Source organism: Salinimicrobium aquimaris (genome assembly GCF_035607535.1).
Lineage (GTDB): Bacteria > Bacteroidota > Bacteroidia > Flavobacteriales > Flavobacteriaceae > Salinimicrobium.
The window spans coordinates 14,044-32,977 of the sequence record NZ_JAYDZX010000013.1; the positions used below are offsets into that span (position 1 = coordinate 14,044).

An 18,934-nucleotide genomic window follows, 5' to 3' on the forward strand; every position below is an offset into this window, starting at 1 on the left:
TTTATGAGGATTTTAAAAAATTATTTTTCTTCAGAAGCAGTATAGAACTGCCCGCGATGAGGTTTTAGGGCATCTCTCACGGCCGGCATTTCTGCTTCAGTAACTACTAGATATGCAATGCAATGCATTTCGCCCATTTTTTCTGAACCTGAAATCTTTTGATGCAGGTTGTTCCTTTCAGCATATTCCTGAAGGTGAATTGCATGATGAGCTGCGGTATTTTCGGCATCCGGACCTTTAAAGTCCCAGATGAGTTTAAGGTTTCTAAGTTGGGTCATAAAAATTATTTCTTGATCAGACACTCAACCAAAGCCGGGCCAAAAATGTACTTTTTATAAAATTCTTTCGTTTTACCTGCAGGTTGGTATACTGTTTGGAATTCGTATTTTTGCCAATTCATAACACTGCAGGTTATTTTGACAATAAAAAATGCTTTAATTTCTTTTCTGCTGCTGGGTTTTCTTACCACCGGGTGCAATTTTTTAAATGAGCCCGAAGAGCAGGAAGTGATTGCCCGTGTCAATGATGCTTATCTTTTTAGAGAAGATATTGCTAACCTGGTCTCCCAAAATACCTCGCCTGAAGACAGCACGCTCCTGGTAAACAATTTTATTAACCGATGGGCAACTCAAAAGCTGTTGCTCGACAGGGCCCGAATAAATCTCAGTACAAAGCAACAGGCAGAATTCGACCGCCTGGTGCAGAACTATAAAAATGAGCTTTATGCAAAAGCATATACAGATGCCATCGTTGCCCGGGAATTGGATACTTCCATTAGCACCGAAGCAGCCGAGGCTTATTATAGGGAGAATGGAGAAAATTTTGTGCTGAATGAGAATCTGGTGAAATTGAGATACATCAATATCACTAAGGACAATAAAGATTTTGAAAACATTAAGACCCGTTTCCGCAGGTTCAATGAAGAGGATAAGCAAGCATTGCTGGATATGGCCATACATTTCAACTCATATTCCCTTAATGATTCGGTGTGGGTTAAAACCAAGCAGGTTTATGATAAGATAAGGCCATTGACCCCTCAGGACAATCCGGAATTCCTAAAAAATAAGAATTTTATGCAGCTTGAAGACTCATTAGGAGTATATTTGATCTCTGTTGAGGATGTTAAATTACGCACTGAACAGGCGCCGTTGGAATATTCTTTGCCAAGCATAAAGCAGATCCTGCTCAATAAAAGAAAGCTGGAACTCATTAAGAAATTAGAAAAAGACATTACACAAGATGCAATTAAAAATGACAAATTTGAGATCTATAATTAATAGCTTGCTGCTTCTCTTCCTTGCCGGAGGTTCTTTGCAGGCACAGGAAGTAATTGTTACCGATAGTACAGCTATTGGTATCGAATCTGAGATCCAGGAGCAGATACAGGATAGAAGTGGACGCTTCAAAGTAGACGGGGTTGCCGCAGTAATCGGTGATTTTGTTGTGCTTGAAAGCGACATTGACAAAATGTATCTGGAACTTCAAAGCCAGGGAGCTTCTGTAAAAGATGTGACCAACTGTAATCTTGCCGGTCGTTTAATGGAAAATAAATTATACGCCCATCATGCAATCCAGGATAGTATTATAGTTTCTGATGCCGAGATCAATGCGAATATTGATCAACAGCTGGCTTATATGACACAGCAGGTTGGATCTTTGGAAAAAGTACTCGAATTCTATAAAAAAGATAACGAAGCCGATTTTAGGGCAGAGCTTTTCGAGATCAATAAGCAGAACCGCCTTGCTTCTGAAATGCAAAGAAAGATCGTTGATGCTGTGGAAATTACTCCTGAAGAAGTAAGAGCCTTCTTTACCAGCATTCCTGAAGATGAGCGTCCTGTATTTGGAGATGAGGTGGAGATCGCACAGATTGTGGTAAAGCCCGAGATTCCTCAAGAGCAGAAAAACGAGATCATCAACCGTCTCAACGAAATGAGAGCAGATGTGATAGAGAACGGGGCCAGTTTCGCTACTAAAGCTGTGTTGTATTCTCAGGATCCAGGCTCAAGATCTTCGGGAGGGAAAATTACTCTTACCCGAAAGGATCCATTTGTAAAAGAATTTAAGGATGCCGCCTTTTCCCTGCAGGAAGGGGAGGTAAGCAAACCTTTTCAAACTGAGTTTGGATATCATATTCTTACGGTGGATAAAATTCGTGGTCAGCAGGTAGATGTGCGTCACATCCTTTTAATACCTGATGTTACTGAAGAGACGAAACAAAAAGCTTTCGATAAAATTGAGAGGGTACGCGAGAGGATCAATAATAAAGAGATCACTTTTGCTGAAGCTGCAAGAGAAATTTCAGATGAAAAGGAAACCCGTGAGAGCGGTGGAAAGCTTATCAATCCTACTACAGGAGACACAAGATTTGAGCTTACTAAAATAGATCCTTTACTTTATGAGCAGGTAGTAAACCTTGAAAAAGGTCAGGTGACCAGAATTCTAACAGATCAGGATAACACAGGAAGACCTTTTTACAAGATCATCACGGTAACCAACAGATACCCGGAGCATAAGGCAGATTATGCGCAGGATTATAACAAGATCAAGGAACTCGCCCTGCGTGACAAACAGCTGGAGGCTATTGAAAAATGGCAAAAGGAGAAGATCAGTGAGACTTATGTAAAAGTGAACGGGGAATACAGGGATTGTGCATTTTCGAGTAACTGGTTGAAAAAGTAATATATTTGGGAGTATGACAGATGTAGAAGCGGTAAAGAATTTGGTCAACAGGCACCAGCAATTGAGGCAGGAAATTGCCAAAAGGATTGTTGGACAGCAGGAAGTAGTGGACCAGATCCTTTTATCCGTTTTTTCAGGTGGTCATTCTCTGCTTATCGGCGTTCCCGGGTTGGCAAAGACCTTAATGGTGAACACCATCGCTCAGGCGCTGGGACTTAACTTCAAAAGAATACAATTCACACCCGATCTTATGCCGAGCGATATTCTTGGCTCTGAGATCCTGGACGAGAACCGTCATTTTAAATTTATCAAAGGCCCCGTTTTTGGAAATATTATCCTGGCCGATGAGATCAACAGGACGCCCCCAAAAACACAGGCTGCTTTACTGGAGGCCATGCAGGAAAGAGCAGTGACTGTAGCGGGACAGCATTATAAACTGGATCTTCCGTACTTTGTGCTGGCTACACAAAACCCTATTGAACAGGAAGGAACATATCCATTGCCCGAAGCTCAGCTAGACAGGTTTATGTTTGCAATAAAACTTGAATATCCCACTTTTGAAGAGGAAATTGAAGTAGTTAAAAGCACAACATCAGATGAGGTCATAAAAGTGAATTCTCTTTTTACAGCCAGCGAGATTGTAGATTTTCAGCATTTAATAAGGAGGATTCCGGTAGCCGATAATGTTGTGGAATATGCTGTTGACCTGGTTGGAAAGACAAGGCCGGCGGGAGAAAGGGCTACTGCTTTAGTAAAAGAATACGTGGACTGGGGGGCGGGTCCAAGAGCCTCTCAAAATCTCATTTTAGGAGCCAAAGCAAATGCAGCCGTCCACGGCAAATTTTCCCCGGATATTGAGGATGTGCAGGCAGTAGCCTATGGCATTCTAAGGCATAGAGTCATCAAGAACTACAAAGCCGAAGCTGAAGGAATTTCAGAAGAAGAGATCATAAAAAGCTTATTTTAATATCTTTTACTGCACTTTTTTCCTGCCATTAATCAGTAAATGAAAAAGATACTCATCATGCTTGTTGCAGGACACCTTTTGTCCTGTAATTCCCGGGAAAATATAGAAGGAACCTGGATTGGAGCTTATTCCTATTACAATATTTCGGATTCTGCTAATCATCTGCCCGAGCGGATCGTTGTTACCTTCGAAGTTGATAAATACTTTGCGAAGAGGTTTAAATATGACTATAGATCAAAGTCAGACGTTGAAAAGGGAACATATTCATATAATGATGGCACCATTTTCTTTAACTCTGACAATCCCAGTACCGCCGTTCTTGATATTATATCCAGGGATAGTTTGGTTATAAAGGGATTGGAAGGAGCAAATAATACAGTCTATAAAAGACTTAGCGATACCCTAAAAAGCAGATCGCAAAACATAGATCTGGCAGGTAAACGGTTTTTAAGAACATCTAAAAATTATAGTGATACATTAAACTTCGTAAATGACAGTTTGCTAATAAAGTGCTGGGACAATAATACTAAACTTGAATTAGCCTGGGAAAGGACAAAACATAACGGCTTTGATATTCTCTTTATGGATCTGGACATCCCGTATATCATAGGTAAGGAAAGAAGTGGAACTATAAAGTTGACAGGTCTGCACAGAAGAACTTATGATATGAACCTAGAGGAGTTGGATTAACATATTTGATGTTGAAATTGGGAACTGATTCCTAAACAAGAAAAATTATTTGTAGTATATTAAACCTTCAAAACGGCTTGTTGTCAGGAAGTAATTTAAACCACAAGATATCATGAAAAAATCTTTTTTGATCCTAATATTTCTTGTGCCGGCTATAGCCTTAGGTCAGGATAAGACTTACAGTAAAAGTGATGTGACGGTAATAGCAGCTCATCCTCTTTCCAAAGCTTCTAATGAACTCGAAAGAAATACAGAACTAATTCTCCTTGATGATCGAAACTTTTCAAAACCGCTGATAGAATTCGATTTAAATAAGTCTTACAGTTTAGATTTTACACAAAGAGATACCAGGTTGTTCAAATTCCTGGGTTATAGACCTTTAGATGAGAAGGTTTTTATGTTAGAACCTTTATTAGATTTAAAGTGGCAGCTTAAAAAACCCGATTGATTAACTTCTCGTCGTATAGAAATAATTCTCTCACACCTGGCTTTTGCTAGCAGTCCTCGAATTCATCAATGATGTTTTTTTTGTAGTACAGCCTTCAGGAAACGAGAAGAAATTCTCAAACTGTTAAGTATCAGGCAAAATCGTGCAGCATATTTCTTTCCAGCGAAAAAGGGTAGGATTGTGCAATTTCAATAGTAATCATGACCTTAAGAAAATATACTTTATTTCATTTTGGATAAAGAAGCTGCAGCACCTCAATTATGTTTTTCTTCAATAGGAATTTAGTATCTAGGTCCAAGGAATTTCGGAAGATGAGATCATAAAAAGCTTATTTTAAGATCTTTTATTATATTTAGATCATGATTGATCTTCTCGTGAAACTGAGGTTTCCGGTAACCTTGCTTTTCTTTGGTTGCCAATTTCTCTGGATTAAGTTGGGCGCCAATCTAATGGACTGGGACAGCCTTTCCATCCCCGCTCTTATGAGTGTTCTTTTTCTCACCGGATTTTGGCTCCTCATTTTATTCGATATGATCAACTCCAGGATCTTCAATAAGACCTTCTGGTTAATGTCGATGCTCATCTTGCCGAATCTTGCACCGGTGGTACGTCTTTCAGCGTAAAAGACTAAAGCACGTAAAACCAACTGGCCTTAACCGGGAATAAATTTCACTACGCTTTGCCAGATTCTTATTTTAAGCTACGTTTTATGTGATTTAGCTATTTTCGATAGCCTTTTTTTTAGGATTTATTAAACTTTCTTCATGTAATATTCAAGTTTGGTTGTGATTTTTTAAATCGGGTTGGAATTTGTAATTTTGCAACACTTCAGAATAAAACAAATTCAAGATATGGCTTACGATATTGATATGATCAAGAAGGTTTACAGCCAGATGGGCGAGCGGGTAAATGCTGCACGCGAAATCGTTGGGAAACCTTTGACTCTTTCAGAGAAAATTCTTTATTCCCACCTCTGGGATGGAACACCTACAAAGAAATTTAACCGCGGTAAAGATTACGTGGAATTCGCACCAGACAGGATAGCCTGCCAGGATGCTACTGCGCAAATGGCCCTGCTGCAATTTATGCAGGCTGGGAAGAAGAATGTTGCAGTTCCAACTACTGTACATTGTGATCACCTTATCCAGGCTAAACTTGGAGCTCAATTCGATCTTCCAAGTGCAAAGAAATCCAGTGATGAGGTTTTCGACTTTTTGGAGTCTGTTTCGAACAAATACGGAATTGGGTTCTGGAAGCCGGGAGCAGGAATTATTCACCAGGTAGTACTTGAGAACTATGCTTTTCCCGGAGGAATGATGATAGGTACCGATTCTCACACGGTTAATGCCGGCGGACTGGGAATGGTAGCTATTGGAGTAGGTGGTGCAGATGCTGTTGATGTAATGGCCGGAATGGCCTGGGAGCTTAAATTTCCTAAGCTTATAGGGGTTAAGTTGACCGGAAAACTTTCGGGTTGGACTGCACCAAAAGATGTGATTTTAAAAGTTGCCGGAATACTTACTGTAAAAGGAGGAACCGGAGCTATTATTGAATACTTTGGAGAAGGAGCCGAGTCAATGTCAGCTACCGGTAAAGGAACAATCTGTAACATGGGGGCAGAAGTTGGGGCAACCACTTCTACTTTTGGCTATGATGAATCAATGGCCAGATATCTTCGTGCGACAAACCGTGCAGATGTTGCAGATGCTGCCAATGCAGTGAAGGAACACCTCACAGGAGACGCTGAAGTTTACGCTAATCCGGAACAATATTTTGACCAGGTTATCGAAATTAATCTTTCAGAATTGAAGCCACATTTAAACGGGCCTTTTACTCCGGATCTCGCTACTCCAATTTCAGAAATGGGAGAAAAAGCCAAAAAGAATGACTGGCCGATCAATGTAGATTGGGGGTTAATTGGTTCCTGTACCAACTCTTCTTATGAAGATCTTACCCGCGCGGCTTCTATTGCCAAGCAGGCGGTCGACAAAAAAGTTAAAGCAAAATCTGACTTCGGGATCAATCCGGGTTCTGAGCAAATACGCTATACTGCAGAAAGAGATGGGCTTCTTCAGATTTTTGAAGATCTTGATGCAACCATCTTTACCAATGCCTGCGGACCATGTATTGGACAGTGGGACCGAAGCGATCGTAAAGGAGAAGAAAAGAATACAATTGTACATTCCTTCAACCGTAACTTTTCAAAAAGGGCAGATGGAAATCCAAATACACACGCATTTGTAGGGTCACCCGAGATGGTTGCGGCAATTGCAATTGCGGGTCGTCTGGATTTTGATCCAACTACAGATACCTTGTTGAACGAGGATGGGGAACAGGTAAAACTGGATGAGCCCACAGGATTGGAACTACCTCCAAAAGGATTTGATGTTGAAGATCCCGGTTATCTCGCACCAACCGAAGATGGTTCCAGTGTGGAGGTGAAAGTAAACCCGAAATCTGAAAGACTCCAATTGCTTGAGCCTTTTGAACCCTGGGACGGAAAGAATTTAATGGGCGCCAAATTGCTTATTAAAGCTCATGGAAAATGTACAACAGATCATATTTCTATGGCCGGGCCATGGTTGAGATTTAGAGGTCACCTCGATAATATTTCAAACAACTGTTTGATTGGTGCTGTGAATGCCTTCAATATGAAGACGAACTTTGTGAAGAACCAGATCACCGGAGAATACGATGGTGTTCCTGCAACGCAGCGAAAGTATAAAGCCGCAGGAATTCCAACCGTGGTGGTGGGTGATCACAACTACGGGGAAGGTTCTTCGAGAGAACACGCTGCCATGGAGCCAAGGCATTTAGGGGTGAAGGTAGTTCTTGTAAAATCTTTTGCAAGGATCCATGAGACTAACCTGAAAAAACAGGGAATGCTCGGACTAACTTTTGCTAATGAAAGCGATTATGATCTAATCCAGGAAGATGATACCTTCAATTTCATAGATCTTGAAGATTTTGCACCAGATAAGCAGCTTACAATTGAAGTAGTTCATGCTGACGGTTCTAAAGATATCATTAAGGCCAACCATACTTATAACCAGCCTCAAATCGAGTGGTATAAGGAAGGATCTGCTCTTAACCTTATCAAAAAGCAGAACGCAGCTTAAAAGTATCTTGAATTAAAGATAAAAGCTCCCGCCAACCGGCGGGAGCTTTTTGTTTGGGTAAAAAAATAAAAAAGCAACCCCCAAAGGATTGCTTTTCTAAAAAAGTAGATGAGAAACCCCGGGGTTTATTCCGGAGTATTCTATCAAGTAATTTTTGCCCCCCAGTAAAAATTACTGTTTTCTCATCTATTTATTATGGTAAGGATTCCAGTTTTCTCTTGTGTTTTAACAAAACTTCCAGAGTTGAAGTCGGAATATCCTGATTATAAAGTGTTTCGTAATACAATTTAATGTTTTTTTTCTCTTTTTCATAACATGCCTTCAAATTTAAATTGTTGAAGGTGTTTCGGGCCAGATAATCCAGCTTAAGAAAAACCGGCAAAAAATTCAAGATCGCACTTCCAACTGTGGAGGTTTGAATAGAATTTTTTATGTTGAAAAGAAGTCTTCTCAACTCGAGTTTTGCTTTTTCTCTTATCTCGATGAGTTTGGCTATATTTTCAGCCATCTCTTTCTCCTCCTGCCTTAGATCGTAATAAAGTACATAATACATTTGAAGCAGATCATCATTGGAGAGATCTAATTTTAGTAGCTGAGAATATAATTGGAACTGCATCTTCTTCCGGTCTAAGAGTGAATTATCTTTGATAAAAATAGTCTTTATTTTTTCTCATGAAGATGCTAAAAATATGATTAACAGAAATTTAGCTTTTATGTAAGAAGTGTGGTCAGAAAGGTGAAAATTCTTAACAGTAGCCAGAATTTTCTTTCAAAAGAAGAAAGTAGAAAATGAAATGTGCCCAGAGCGGGACTCGAACCCGCACGCCCTAATGGACACATGGCCCTCAACCATGCCTGTCTACCAGTTCCAGCACCTGGGCAATTGTTTATGATTTCTTAAGGTAATATCAAACCAGTTAAGAAGCTCCGGAAAAAGAAAAATGACCCCATGGGATCTAGAACTTATGAACCGGGACAAGATGCTGTCGCTGTGGTTCAGGTAAAAGTGACCTGGCTGGGACTCGAACCCAGGACCCTCTCCTTAAAAGGGAGATGCTCTACCAACTGAGCTACCAGGTCAATATTTAAAGAACTTCAATTTGTGATCTGGCTGGGGCTTCCTTCGACTTCGCTCAGGATAAACTTCTCGCCCAAAAAGATCAGAACTTCAATTTGTGATCTGGCTGGGCTTCCTTCGACTTCGCTCAGGATAAACTTCTCGCCCAAAAAGATCAGAACTTCAATTTGTGATCTGGCTGGGGCTTCCTTCGACTTCGCTCAGGATAAACTTCTCGCCCAAAAAGATCAGAACTCCAATTTGTGATCTGGCTGGGGCTCGAACCCAGGACCCTCTCCTTAAAAGGGAGATGCTCTACCAACTGAGCTACCAGATCTAACTTGTTGCATTTTTGCTAATGCGGGTGCAAATATACCCACATTAATTTATTTTTCAAGAACAAATTGACATAAATTTGCTCATGAATTTAACCAGGGGGTAAAACCCCTTAGAAATCATCATTTTAAAGTATGAAATTAATTATTGCAGGTTACATGGGATCAGGAAAAACTGCTGTGGGTACAGCACTTGCCGCCAGCCTGGACCTGCAGTTCCTCGACCTGGATAATGAAATTAGCAGACTTGAAGGCCGCAGTATTTCGGAAATTTTTTCGGCTTCAGGGGAAATATATTTCCGGAGAAAGGAGACAGAGGTACTTCAAAGGCTTCTGGAGCAGGAGGGCAACTTTATTCTTTCACTGGGAGGAGGTACTCCATGCTACGGAAAGAACCTTCAGCTAATCAAAGATAACCCCGAAACCATTTCAGTTTATCTTAAAACCGGAATAGAGGAGCTAAAGAAGAGATTGATCAACGAAAAGGAAAGTAGACCTCTTATTGCAGAGCTTGACTCTCCTGAAGTTCTGGAAGACTTCATAAGGAAGCATTTATTTGAGCGTACCTTCTATTATAACCAGAGTGATCTTATTGTTTCTACAGATGGAAGATCTGTCCGGGATATAGTGGATGATATCCTGGAAAGATTAAATTAATTCTACACGATCCTCTCCTTCAGAAAAAGAAACATTGACGGTCTCATGAATGGAGGTGGAGAGGGAGATTCCTTTAAAATCTGCTTTTACGGGATACTTCTTATGGCTACGGTCAACCAGTACAGCTGTCTTGAATCTCTTTAGGGGAACTTCCAGGAAATGGCGCACTCCGTAGATCAAGGTGGTCCCAGAGTTTAAAACGTCGTCTATAAGCACCAGTGCCTTGTCGCGATAATCGCCGGGATCAAGGCTTGTGGTGATGACATCCAGCGGATCCTTCTTATTTATTTTTACTTCACAAAGGAGAATACTTAGATCTGAAATTTCCTGAAGCTCCACCCGCAGTCTTCTTGCCAGCTCAAATCCGCTATCTGCGATCCCTGCCAGGATTATTTCATCCTCGTCTACATTACTCTCATAGATCTGGTAGGCGATTCTTTTGATCTTATGGTTGATCTGGTCCTTATCGAGTATAATGACAGAGTTTTTCTCCATTGGGATTGTTTTTTTTCAAAGATAAGTATTTGGTCTTTCAATTTGAACCATCCTCATCCTCTTCCACATCAAACCAATCATCCAGTTCCCTGCGATCCTTTTTGGTAGGTCTTCCCGTTCCTTTCTTGCGGTAATAATCCTGAGAATATTTGAGAAGTTCTCTTTTCTCCAGCTCTTCCCGGGGAGTGATGTCATTTATGTAAAGGTTGACCAGCTTAGCGCCTACACGACTTTTTGGAAGATCCAGGACCTCGAGTTCATAATTGATCTGGTTCTTTCTTACAGTCAATTTATCGGCCGCATAGACCTCTCTTGAAGGTTTGACAAGTGCACCATTCACTCTTACTTTACCTTGCTTACATGCTTCTGTAGCAATGCTTCGGGTTTTGTAATATCTCACACACCATAAAAACTTATCTACTCTCATATTTGTACAGTAAAAATCTGTCGTTCTTCAGCAAAAATACAAGAATATTGTATCTTGCGGCCCTAAATTACCTATTGATGAAACTGAACAAGTTCTTGTTATTATATCTTTTTTTAGCTGCTTTTGCCATTTCGTGTGATAAAGATGATGATGATCCTGAAGTTGTCCCTCCAAGAGACCGGGGAGAACAGGAGATCGCCGATCAGGCAGCATTAGAGGAATACTTAAAGACGCATTTTTACAACTACGAAGAGTTTGAAAATCCTCCTGCAGGTTTCGATTACAGGATCCAGATCGACACCATCAATGAAGCTAATGCCGATAAAATTCCTTTGAGTTCCTCACCGCTTTTAATGCCTAAGACTTTTACATATGAAGATGTAGAGTACACTTTATATGTTCTGAAGGTAAGAGAAGGTGCAGCGGAGCAGCCTCAGCCAAAATTCAGTGACTCTACCTATGTTGCTTATGAAGGGGAGCTGCTCAACAGAACGACCTTTGATTCTTCTGAGAGTCCTGTATGGTTTGACCTTACCCGCACTATAGCAGGCTTTGGACAGGGGTTAACTGAATTCAGAGGTGCATCGGGTTTTGAGATATTATCCGACAATACAGTTCAATGGAACGATGATTATGGGATAGGAGCTATTTTTATGCCTTCAGGTCTTGGCTATTTTAGTTCCTTCCAGCAGGGAATCCCCACTTACAGTCCGTTGGTGTTTACGTTTCACCTTTATGCTGTGAATGAAGCCGATCATGATCAGGATGGGGTTCCTTCATGGAGAGAAGATCTAAACGGGAACCAGAGATTACTTGATGATAATACAGATGGGGATAACTCTCCAAATTATCTGGATAGGGATGACGACGGGGATTTTATTCCAACCTGGGAAGAAATTTCAGATGAAGACGGAAATATTATTTTTCCATATCCCGATGCCGACAACGATGGCACTCCGGATTATCTGGATATAAACAACTAAAAAAAGCCCCGGAAAGGGGCTTTTTTGATGCTTATAAAAAAGGGTTTTAAAGACTAAGGGAAAGTCCAAAGATGATCTGGCTGGGACGGGTATCTACGCGTTCTGGACCCTGGCCGCCATCAAGGCTCATAAATTCGGCTTCATTCTCTTTAAGCGCACGTTCATATCTCACATCCAGGCCAAGTTTTCCTAACTGAATTCCTGCGCCCAATTGTGCACCTATAGTGAACTCATTTTGAACATCTCCCAGTTCAAAACCTTCAAAATCGTTGTCCATAATGTATTGCAGACTTGGTCCCGCAAATAATCTCACAGGCCCAAAAACCCTGGTGCCTAATAGAATTGGAAGATCAATTTTCGACAGATCATAATCAGACTCCTGCTGGTTGAATTGATAGGTGCTTTTTGTAGTGGTATAAACGAGCTCCGGTCTTAAGAAGAAGCCAAGAATATTGGCCTCATAAAAAACCCCAAAGTGATAGCCCATTTTACTTTCTCCACCTTTCAGGACATCCTCACCGGCGCCCGTAAAATCAGAATAGGTCATTTCCCCATTATCGGCGTAGTTAAGACCTCCTTTAAGACCAAAGCCGCTCTGGGCCATTGCTGCTGATGTTGCCGTCATCATAAAGATCAGTAGGTACTTTTTCATAAAAGATTTGTTTTAGTTCCTAATTTAAACGCTGTAAGTGCTGAAATATTTGCTGAAAAAGAAAGCCTCTCAAAAATGTCATTTTTGAGAGGCTTTATATGCTCCTGTTTTTCGGAACTTATTTTCTTTTGATCACCTTTTCTACAGCCCTGATAATTGCCGCAGCATTTAAGCCATACTTTTCCATAAGTTGCTCGGGAGTTCCACTTTCTCCAAAAGTGTCCATAGTTGCAACAAATTCCTGTGGTGCAGGGTGATTTTGAACCAGGGTGCGGGATACGCTTTCTCCAAGCCCTCCAAGGAAGTTGTGCTCTTCGGCGGTAACCACGCAACCTGTCTTTCCAACCGAAGCCAAAATAGCTGCCTCATCAAGAGGTTTGATGGTGTGGATATTGATCACTTCAGCCGAAACTCCTTTCTCCTCCAGTTCCTCTGCGGCCTGTAGTGCTTCCCATACCAAATGTCCGGTGGCGATTATGGTCACGTCTGTTCCTTCATTTAGAAGAACGGCTTTTCCTACTTCAAACTTCTGGTCTTCAGGAGTGAAGTTTGCAACTTTTGGCCTTCCGAAGCGAAGGTAGACCGGCCCATGATGCTCTGCGATGGCGATAGTGGCTGCTTTTGTCTGATTGTAATCGCAGGTATTGATCACAGTCATACCTGGCAACATCTTCATCAAACCTATATCTTCAAGGATCTGGTGAGTCGCCCCGTCTTCCCCAAGAGTAAGTCCTGCGTGGGATGCACAGATCTTCACATTTTTGTCTGAATATGCAATAGATTGTCTTATCTGGTCATAAACCCTTCCGGTAGAGAAGTTGGCAAAAGTTCCTGTAAAAGGAATCTTTCCGCCTATGGTCATTCCTGCTGCAATCCCCATCATGTTGGCTTCAGCGATCCCTACCTGGAAAAATCTTTCGGGATTTTCATCAATGAAATCCTGCATTTTTAGCGAACCAACAAGATCGGCACAGAGTGCAACTACGTTGGGATTAGTCCTTCCCAATTCAGTAAGTCCGGCTCCAAAACCAGATCGGGTATCTTTTTTTCCTGTATCTGTATATCTTTTCATTTCTTTCTTGTGTGGGAGATTAATAATCGCCTAAGGTTTCAGGGTTTTGTGCAAGTGCTTTTTCCAATTGCTCATCGTTTGGAGCAACGCCGTGCCATTTGTGGCTTCCCATCATGAAATCCACCCCGTGGCCCATTTCCGTATTCATTATAATACAAACCGGTTTTCCCTTTCCGGTTCGGCTTTTAGCTTCCTTTAGGCCTTCCTGCACTTCGGGGATGCTGTTGCCGTTCTTGATCTCCAGCACATCCCACCCAAAAGCTTCAAATTTTGCAGTAAGATCGCCCATTGGTAGTACATCATCTGTACAACCGTCTATTTGCTGAAAATTTCGGTCTACAGTAGCGATAAGATTGTCAACTTTCTTGGCAGCCGCATACATGATGGCTTCCCAGTTTTGTCCTTCCTGAAGTTCTCCATCCCCATGAAGGGAGTAAACCAGATGGTCATCTCCATTGAGTTTTTTTGTATTTGCAGCACCAATGGCTACAGAAAGACCCTGTCCCAAAGACCCTGAAGCCACCCTTACTCCGGGTAGACCTTCATGAGTGGTAGGATGTCCCTGCAGGCGGGAATCAATAAGTCGAAAAGTGTTTAGCTCCTCAACTGGGAAATAACCGCTACGGGCAAGAACGCTGTAAAAAACAGGGGAGATGTGACCGTTGGAAAGAAAGAACAGGTCCTCTCCAATTCCATCCATGTCAAAGCCTTCTTTTCTTTGCATCACTTCCTGGTAGAGAACAGTGAAAAATTCGGCACAGCCCAATGATCCCCCGGGATGCCCCGAATTCACCTTATGAACCTGCCTCAAAATGTCTCTTCTCACCTGAGTGACAAAATCTTCTAGTTGTTGTGTGTTTGGCATCTGGTTTTAATTAAATGTGATGCAAAAATACTATTTTATCAATGCTTTGGAAATCAACCTGCCTCAATTCTTATCAAAAGCTGTTAACAGTTGATGGAAAGGTTAAAAAGGGATTAGTGAATTGGGGATTTGAGAAGGTAGTTGAGACTTTTGGGATATTTCTATTCCTAAAAGTTTGTACAATTTTCTGAAAATAAAGAAAGTGAGTCTGGGGAATTTCCTAATCCTCGATGATTTTTGATTTGAACTTAGGAGCCGCTAGAAAATTTTTCTGAACACTGCCCACTGACCACTGACCACTAAAAATAACTATCTTTGCGCCCATTAAAATCTCCTATGAAATTTGAATTAGCAGTGAATGATCCCGGCAGCGGTGCCAGGGCGGGAATTATAACTACAGATCACGGAACCATTGAAACTCCCATCTTTATGCCGGTGGGAACGGTGGCTTCGGTTAAGGGAATAAGCCAGAAAGATCTTAAGGAACAGGTGAATCCCGATATCATCCTTGGGAACACCTATCACCTTTATCTAAGACCTCAGACCGAGATCCTGAAAAAGGCCGGCGGACTTCATAAATTTATGAACTGGGACCGCAATATTTTGACCGATAGCGGGGGCTACCAGGTCTATTCCCTTTCGGAAAGAAGAAAGATCAAGGAAGAAGGAGTCCGGTTCAAATCTCACATTGACGGTTCTTACCACAATTTCACTCCCGAAAATGTAATGGAGATACAGCGTCTTATTGGCGCAGACATTATCATGGCCTTCGATGAGTGTACCCCCTATCCATGCGATTACGAGTACGCTAAAAACTCTATGCACCGTACACATCGCTGGCTGGACCGCTGTATTACCCATCTCGATAAAACCCCACCGGAATATGGCTATTCGCAAACTCTCTTTCCTATTGTGCAGGGCAGTACTTACAAGGATCTAAGAGAGCAATCTGCCGAGTACATTGCCAATGCAGGGGCAGAAGGAAACGCTATCGGCGGACTTTCAGTAGGGGAGCCTGCCGAAGAAATGTATGCCATGACCGAAGTAGTGACGAATATCCTTCCGAAGGAAAAACCCCGCTACTTAATGGGCGTAGGCACCCCAATAAATATTCTGGAAAATATTGCACTGGGAGTTGATATGTTTGATTGCGTTATGCCCACGAGAAATGCACGTAACGGAATGCTTTTTACAGCACAGGGAACCATCAACATAAAGAACAAAAAATGGGAAGATGATTTCTCACCTATAGATGAGTCCGGTGCTACGTATGTGGATACTTTTTATACAAAGGCTTATTTAAGACACCTGTTTACCGTCAATGAAATGCTTGGCAAGCAAATTGCAACCATGCACAATCTTGGCTTCTACCTCTGGTTGGTTCGTGAGGCCAGAAAACATATCTTAGCCGGGGATTTTGCTTCCTGGAAAAATATGATGGTACAGCAAATGAACAAACGCCTCTAAGTTGAAGATCCTTGATTGGTACATATTAAAGCGATATCTGGGGACATTTATTTTAATGTTGCTCCTGTTCATACCTATTGGTATAACAGTTAACCTGGCCGAAAAGATCGACAAGATCCTGGAGAATGAAGTGCCTTTTTGGGAGGTTGTCAATTATTACATTGACTTTACAATCTACTTTGCCAATCTGCTTTTTCCGCTTTTCCTTTTCCTTTCTGTGATCTGGTTCACTTCAAAGCTGGCACAGAACACCGAAATTATTGCTTTTTTGAGTAGCGGGGTTTCCTTTTGGAGATTCCTGCGTCCTTATATAATAGGTTCAACGATAGTTTGTGCGGCGGCATTGATCCTGGGAATGTATCTTGCTCCCAGTGCCAGTAAGGGATTTAATGAATTCAAATACACTTACCTTAAAAGAGGTAGTGAGGTTCAGGAAACCAGTGATGTTTACAGGCAGATCAATGAGAATGAATTTATCTATGCTTCTCACTTTCAGCCCAGGATCAATTCGGCTCAAAACTTCACACTTGAACATTTTGAGGGCAATGAAATGAAGTTCAAGATAAGTGCTTCCCGGTTAAAGTTCAATGAAGAGGACACCACCTATACCCTCACCAATTATACTAAAAGGATCATTGGGGAAGAAGGGGATGAAGTAATTTCTGAAATTAAAAAAGATACTGTCCTTCCTTTTGAATTTAACGATCTCACTCCGGTTTCTTATATGGCCGAAACCCTGAATTATGATGAGCTCGAAGCCTTTATCGAACAGGAGAAGCGTCGCGGTTCGGGCAACATTAACCGCTACAAAGTTGTGGCGTATAAACGCTGGAGCCTTCCTGTCTCTGCTTATATCCTTACCATTATTGCCGTTGCGGTATCTTCCATGAAACGCCGCGGTGGGATGGGAGTGAATCTCGCCCTGGGAATTAGTCTTGCCTTTGTCTTTATATTTATGGATAAGGTGTTTGGAACTATTGCTGAACAAAGTACTTTTTCTCCTCTTATTGCGGTGTGGTTTCCAAATATCTTCTTCGGAATTTTAGCAATTTATTTGCTTTGGAATGCTAAACGATAAAGTTAAGTCCTATCTCCATTTTCACTTGATCGTGTTTATTTGGGGATTTACGGCAGTGCTGGGTGCTTTGATCACGTTGGATGCCGTGCCGCTGGTATGGTACCGCATGTTGCTTGCGAGCGTCTTTATTCTACTTTGGATAAAGTGGAAAAAAAAGAACCTGCGGCTGGGACCAAAGCGGGTGCTGGTAATGATCATTGCGGGTGTAGTGATCGCACTGCATTGGCTCACTTTCTTTGGTGCAATTAAAGTGTCAAATGTTTCGATCACTTTGGCGCTACTATCAACAGGAGCTTTTTTTACCTCAATTCTTGAGCCCATATTTTATAAGCGAAAGGTGATCTGGTATGAGATCCTTTTCGGATTGATTGTGATTCTGGGCCTGTATATCATTTTTAAGGTAGAGACTGAATATGTTCTCGGAATCCTGCTGGCTTTGATCTCTGCATTTCTTTCAGCAGTTTTTTCTTTGATCAATGGAAAACTGGCCAAAAAAGAAGATGCTTCTGTCATCTCATTTTACGAACTACTTACCGGGGCTGCGGCTATAAGTCTTTACCTGCTGGTTCTTTCCTTTTTGGGGGATGGAGGTTTCAACTTCAATTTCTTTAATATTTCGGCAGAAGACTGGATGTGGCTCTTCATTCTAGCTTCTGTTTGTACTGCTTATGCTTTTATCGCTTCAGTAGCGGTAATGCGGCACTTAAGTCCGTATACTATCATGCTTACCATCAACATGGAACCTGTCTATGGAATTCTTCTGGCTTTCTGGGTTTTTGGAAGTGACGAGGCCATGGCTCCCGGCTTCTATTACGGGGCGGCTATTATACTTACGACGGTTATCCTGAATGGCTTTCTCAAGACAAGGAGAAAATTTAAAAAACAGCCGAAAGCTACCTCTTAAGTTTCTTATATTTGTAAGCTAATTTAAAACAACCCATAACTCATTATGGAATATTTAGACTTTGAATTACCTATAAAGGAGTTGGAAGAACAATATCAAAAAGCCTGTGCCATAGGTCAGGAAAGTGATGTTGATGTTACGGCGACCTGCCGTCAAATTGAAAAAAGACTTAACGAGACCAAAAAAGAAATTTATAAGAACCTAACTGCCTGGCAGAGGGTTCAGCTTTCCCGGCACCCTAACCGGCCATATACTCTCGATTATATCAATGCGATATGTGGAGATACTTTCCTGGAATTACATGGAGACCGGAATGTAAAAGATGACAAGGCGATGATAGGTGGCCTTGGAAAAATCGGGGATCAAAGCTATATGTTCGTTGGTCAGCAAAAAGGGTACAATACCAAAACCCGACAATACCGCAATTTTGGGATGGCAAATCCTGAAGGTTACCGCAAGGCACTACGCCTTATGAAGTCTGCGGAAAAATTTGGTATTCCGGTAGTGACTTTTGTGGATACTCCCGGAGCTTATCCCGGCCTGGAAGCTGAAGAACGCGGACAAGGAGAAGCCATTGCCCGAAACATTCTCGAAATGACCCGCCTAAAAGTGCCGATTATTGTGGTGATCATTGGAGAGGGAGCCAGCGGTGGAGCCCTGGGAATTGGAGTAGGTGATAAGGTACTTATGCTTGAAAACACCTGGTATTCTGTGATCTCGCCGGAATCCTGTTCTTCGATCCTTTGGAGAAGCTGGGAGTACAAGGAAAGAGCAGCCGATGCGTTAAAGCTAACTGCCAAGGATATGAAAAAGCAAAAGCTTATCGATGAGATCGTTAAAGAACCATTGGGTGGAGCACATAGCAACAGGGAAATGACCTTTGACATTGTAAAGAATGCCATTTCTGAAGCTTATGGGGAATTCAAAAACTTATCACCAGAAGAATTGGTGAAAAAGCGAATGAATAAATATTCCGATATGGGTGTCTTTAAAGGGTAATCTCTTAGTATATAAGAAGGCAAAAAATCCGAAGGGT

At 41.6% G+C, this 18,934-nt stretch carries 20 protein-coding genes and 3 tRNA genes; 13 read left to right on the forward strand and 10 right to left on the reverse strand.

Annotated features, from left to right (window positions below):
* Nucleotides 1–20 precede the first annotated feature (20 nt).
* On the reverse strand, nucleotides 21–278 hold the full coding sequence (locus VR862_RS12575) for a hypothetical protein (protein ID WP_324721332.1): 258 nt from the start codon (nucleotides 276–278) through the stop codon (nucleotides 21–23).
* 138 nt (nucleotides 279–416) lie between these two features.
* Here VR862_RS12575 and VR862_RS12580 point away from each other — a divergent pair, with 138 nt between their 5' ends.
* The 7 genes from VR862_RS12580 (at nucleotide 417) to VR862_RS12610 (ending at nucleotide 7,906) form a co-directional block, all read left to right on the forward strand.
* Entirely contained in the window at nucleotides 417–1,277 is an 861-nt protein-coding gene (locus VR862_RS12580; RefSeq protein ID WP_324721333.1) for a peptidyl-prolyl cis-trans isomerase, read from the forward strand.
* Nucleotides 1,252–2,682, forward strand: coding sequence for a peptidylprolyl isomerase (locus VR862_RS12585; protein WP_324721334.1), 1,431 nt, complete (start codon nucleotides 1,252–1,254; stop codon nucleotides 2,680–2,682). The genes VR862_RS12580 and VR862_RS12585 overlap by 26 nt, the downstream gene beginning before the upstream one ends.
* A gap of 13 nt (nucleotides 2,683–2,695) precedes the next feature.
* The gene (locus VR862_RS12590) at nucleotides 2,696–3,649 is read left to right on the forward strand and encodes an AAA family ATPase (protein WP_324721335.1); all 954 of its coding nucleotides are present in this window, start codon (nucleotides 2,696–2,698) and stop codon (nucleotides 3,647–3,649) included.
* Nucleotides 3,650–3,688: 39 nt separating this feature from the next.
* Nucleotides 3,689–4,339: a lipocalin family protein gene (locus VR862_RS12595; RefSeq protein ID WP_324721336.1), complete on the forward strand. Its 651-nt coding sequence runs from the start codon at nucleotides 3,689–3,691 to the stop codon at nucleotides 4,337–4,339.
* Between the two features lie 112 nt (nucleotides 4,340–4,451).
* Complete coding sequence (locus VR862_RS12600; protein WP_324721337.1) at nucleotides 4,452–4,787, forward strand: hypothetical protein; 336 nt, start codon at nucleotides 4,452–4,454, stop codon at nucleotides 4,785–4,787.
* A 359-nt stretch (nucleotides 4,788–5,146) separates the two neighbouring features.
* The gene (locus VR862_RS12605) at nucleotides 5,147–5,410 is read left to right on the forward strand and encodes a hypothetical protein (protein WP_324721338.1); all 264 of its coding nucleotides are present in this window, start codon (nucleotides 5,147–5,149) and stop codon (nucleotides 5,408–5,410) included.
* A gap of 228 nt (nucleotides 5,411–5,638) precedes the next feature.
* Complete coding sequence (locus tag VR862_RS12610; protein ID WP_324721339.1) at nucleotides 5,639–7,906, forward strand: aconitate hydratase; 2,268 nt, start codon at nucleotides 5,639–5,641, stop codon at nucleotides 7,904–7,906.
* A gap of 193 nt (nucleotides 7,907–8,099) precedes the next feature.
* Here the strand turns inward: VR862_RS12610 and VR862_RS12615 are convergent, their stop codons facing one another.
* From VR862_RS12615 to VR862_RS12630, 4 genes are all read right to left on the reverse strand, one after another.
* Nucleotides 8,100–8,522 carry a hypothetical protein gene (locus VR862_RS12615; protein WP_324721340.1) on the reverse strand — a complete coding sequence of 141 codons (423 nt, stop codon included), beginning with the start codon at nucleotides 8,520–8,522 and terminating at the stop codon, nucleotides 8,100–8,102.
* Between the two features lie 181 nt (nucleotides 8,523–8,703).
* Nucleotides 8,704–8,787: transfer RNA gene (locus tag VR862_RS12620), tRNA-Leu, on the reverse strand.
* A gap of 126 nt (nucleotides 8,788–8,913) precedes the next feature.
* Nucleotides 8,914–8,986, reverse strand: a tRNA-Lys gene (locus VR862_RS12625).
* A gap of 241 nt (nucleotides 8,987–9,227) precedes the next feature.
* Nucleotides 9,228–9,300: transfer RNA gene (locus tag VR862_RS12630), tRNA-Lys, on the reverse strand.
* A 133-nt stretch (nucleotides 9,301–9,433) separates the two neighbouring features.
* On the opposite strand from VR862_RS12630, the gene VR862_RS12635 reads away from it, so the two are divergent.
* Nucleotides 9,434–9,955: a shikimate kinase gene (locus VR862_RS12635; RefSeq protein WP_324721341.1), complete on the forward strand. Its 522-nt coding sequence runs from the start codon at nucleotides 9,434–9,436 to the stop codon at nucleotides 9,953–9,955.
* Here VR862_RS12635 and VR862_RS12640 read toward each other — a convergent pair.
* Nucleotides 9,947–10,450 (reverse strand): phosphoribosyltransferase family protein, encoded by a 504-nt coding sequence (locus VR862_RS12640; protein ID WP_324721342.1) that lies wholly within the window; start codon nucleotides 10,448–10,450, stop codon nucleotides 9,947–9,949. The genes VR862_RS12635 and VR862_RS12640 overlap by 9 nt on opposite strands.
* A gap of 37 nt (nucleotides 10,451–10,487) precedes the next feature.
* The gene (locus tag VR862_RS12645) at nucleotides 10,488–10,877 is read right to left on the reverse strand and encodes an RNA-binding S4 domain-containing protein (protein WP_324721343.1); all 390 of its coding nucleotides are present in this window, start codon (nucleotides 10,875–10,877) and stop codon (nucleotides 10,488–10,490) included.
* A 77-nt stretch (nucleotides 10,878–10,954) separates the two neighbouring features.
* On the opposite strand from VR862_RS12645, the gene VR862_RS12650 reads away from it, so the two are divergent.
* Nucleotides 10,955–11,860: an FKBP-type peptidyl-prolyl cis-trans isomerase gene (locus VR862_RS12650; RefSeq protein WP_324721344.1), complete on the forward strand. Its 906-nt coding sequence runs from the start codon at nucleotides 10,955–10,957 to the stop codon at nucleotides 11,858–11,860.
* 46 nt (nucleotides 11,861–11,906) lie between these two features.
* Here VR862_RS12650 and VR862_RS12655 read toward each other — a convergent pair whose 3' ends face one another.
* The 3 genes from VR862_RS12655 to VR862_RS12665 all read right to left on the reverse strand — a co-directional run bounded on the left by VR862_RS12655 (nucleotide 11,907) and on the right by VR862_RS12665 (nucleotide 14,449).
* Complete coding sequence (locus VR862_RS12655) at nucleotides 11,907–12,512, reverse strand: outer membrane beta-barrel protein (RefSeq protein WP_324721345.1); 606 nt, start codon at nucleotides 12,510–12,512, stop codon at nucleotides 11,907–11,909.
* Between the two features lie 118 nt (nucleotides 12,513–12,630).
* Nucleotides 12,631–13,584, reverse strand: a complete 954-nt coding sequence (locus VR862_RS12660; protein WP_324721346.1) for a transketolase family protein — start codon at nucleotides 13,582–13,584, stop codon at nucleotides 12,631–12,633.
* 19 nt (nucleotides 13,585–13,603) lie between these two features.
* Nucleotides 13,604–14,449 (reverse strand): transketolase, encoded by an 846-nt coding sequence (locus VR862_RS12665; protein WP_324721347.1) that lies wholly within the window; start codon nucleotides 14,447–14,449, stop codon nucleotides 13,604–13,606.
* Nucleotides 14,450–14,785: 336 nt separating this feature from the next.
* On the opposite strand from VR862_RS12665, the gene tgt reads away from it, so the two are divergent.
* Genes tgt through VR862_RS12685 form a run of 4 tightly spaced genes read left to right on the forward strand, consistent with a single transcriptional unit; the run spans nucleotide 14,786 to nucleotide 18,897 of the window.
* Complete coding sequence (gene tgt, locus VR862_RS12670) at nucleotides 14,786–15,916, forward strand: tRNA guanosine(34) transglycosylase Tgt (RefSeq protein WP_324721348.1); 1,131 nt, start codon at nucleotides 14,786–14,788, stop codon at nucleotides 15,914–15,916.
* A gap of 1 nt (nucleotide 15,917) precedes the next feature.
* Nucleotides 15,918–16,994 carry an LptF/LptG family permease gene (locus tag VR862_RS12675; RefSeq protein WP_324721349.1) on the forward strand — a complete coding sequence of 359 codons (1,077 nt, stop codon included), beginning with the start codon at nucleotides 15,918–15,920 and terminating at the stop codon, nucleotides 16,992–16,994.
* Nucleotides 16,981–17,898 (forward strand): DMT family transporter, encoded by a 918-nt coding sequence (locus VR862_RS12680; protein ID WP_324721350.1) that lies wholly within the window; start codon nucleotides 16,981–16,983, stop codon nucleotides 17,896–17,898. Before VR862_RS12675 ends, VR862_RS12680 begins: the two co-directional genes overlap by 14 nt.
* Before the next feature lie 45 nt (nucleotides 17,899–17,943).
* Nucleotides 17,944–18,897 (forward strand): acetyl-CoA carboxylase carboxyltransferase subunit alpha, encoded by a 954-nt coding sequence (locus tag VR862_RS12685; protein WP_324721351.1) that lies wholly within the window; start codon nucleotides 17,944–17,946, stop codon nucleotides 18,895–18,897.
* Nucleotides 18,898–18,934: the final 37 nt, after the last annotated feature.

Coding starts and splice junctions, on each gene's coding strand:
- VR862_RS12635 (WP_324721341.1), top strand. CDS start 9,434: ATGAAATTAATTATTGCAGGTTACATGGGATCAGGAAAAACTGCTGTG.
- VR862_RS12645 (WP_324721343.1), bottom strand. CDS start 10,877: ATGAGAGTAGATAAGTTTTTATGGTGTGTGAGATATTACAAAACCCGA.
- VR862_RS12595 (WP_324721336.1), top strand. CDS start 3,689: ATGAAAAAGATACTCATCATGCTTGTTGCAGGACACCTTTTGTCCTGT.
- VR862_RS12610 (WP_324721339.1), top strand. CDS start 5,639: ATGGCTTACGATATTGATATGATCAAGAAGGTTTACAGCCAGATGGGC.
- VR862_RS12650 (WP_324721344.1), top strand. CDS start 10,955: ATGAAACTGAACAAGTTCTTGTTATTATATCTTTTTTTAGCTGCTTTT.
- VR862_RS12615 (WP_324721340.1), bottom strand. CDS start 8,522: ATGCAGTTCCAATTATATTCTCAGCTACTAAAATTAGATCTCTCCAAT.
- VR862_RS12600 (WP_324721337.1), top strand. CDS start 4,452: ATGAAAAAATCTTTTTTGATCCTAATATTTCTTGTGCCGGCTATAGCC.
- tgt (WP_324721348.1), top strand. CDS start 14,786: ATGAAATTTGAATTAGCAGTGAATGATCCCGGCAGCGGTGCCAGGGCG.
- VR862_RS12685 (WP_324721351.1), top strand. CDS start 17,944: ATGGAATATTTAGACTTTGAATTACCTATAAAGGAGTTGGAAGAACAA.
- VR862_RS12575 (WP_324721332.1), bottom strand. CDS start 278: ATGACCCAACTTAGAAACCTTAAACTCATCTGGGACTTTAAAGGTCCG.
- VR862_RS12590 (WP_324721335.1), top strand. CDS start 2,696: ATGACAGATGTAGAAGCGGTAAAGAATTTGGTCAACAGGCACCAGCAA.
- VR862_RS12605 (WP_324721338.1), top strand. CDS start 5,147: ATGATTGATCTTCTCGTGAAACTGAGGTTTCCGGTAACCTTGCTTTTC.
- VR862_RS12680 (WP_324721350.1), top strand. CDS start 16,981: ATGCTAAACGATAAAGTTAAGTCCTATCTCCATTTTCACTTGATCGTG.
- VR862_RS12655 (WP_324721345.1), bottom strand. CDS start 12,512: ATGAAAAAGTACCTACTGATCTTTATGATGACGGCAACATCAGCAGCA.
- VR862_RS12665 (WP_324721347.1), bottom strand. CDS start 14,449: ATGCCAAACACACAACAACTAGAAGATTTTGTCACTCAGGTGAGAAGA.
- VR862_RS12585 (WP_324721334.1), top strand. CDS start 1,252: ATGACAAATTTGAGATCTATAATTAATAGCTTGCTGCTTCTCTTCCTT.
- VR862_RS12640 (WP_324721342.1), bottom strand. CDS start 10,450: ATGGAGAAAAACTCTGTCATTATACTCGATAAGGACCAGATCAACCAT.
- VR862_RS12660 (WP_324721346.1), bottom strand. CDS start 13,584: ATGAAAAGATATACAGATACAGGAAAAAAAGATACCCGATCTGGTTTT.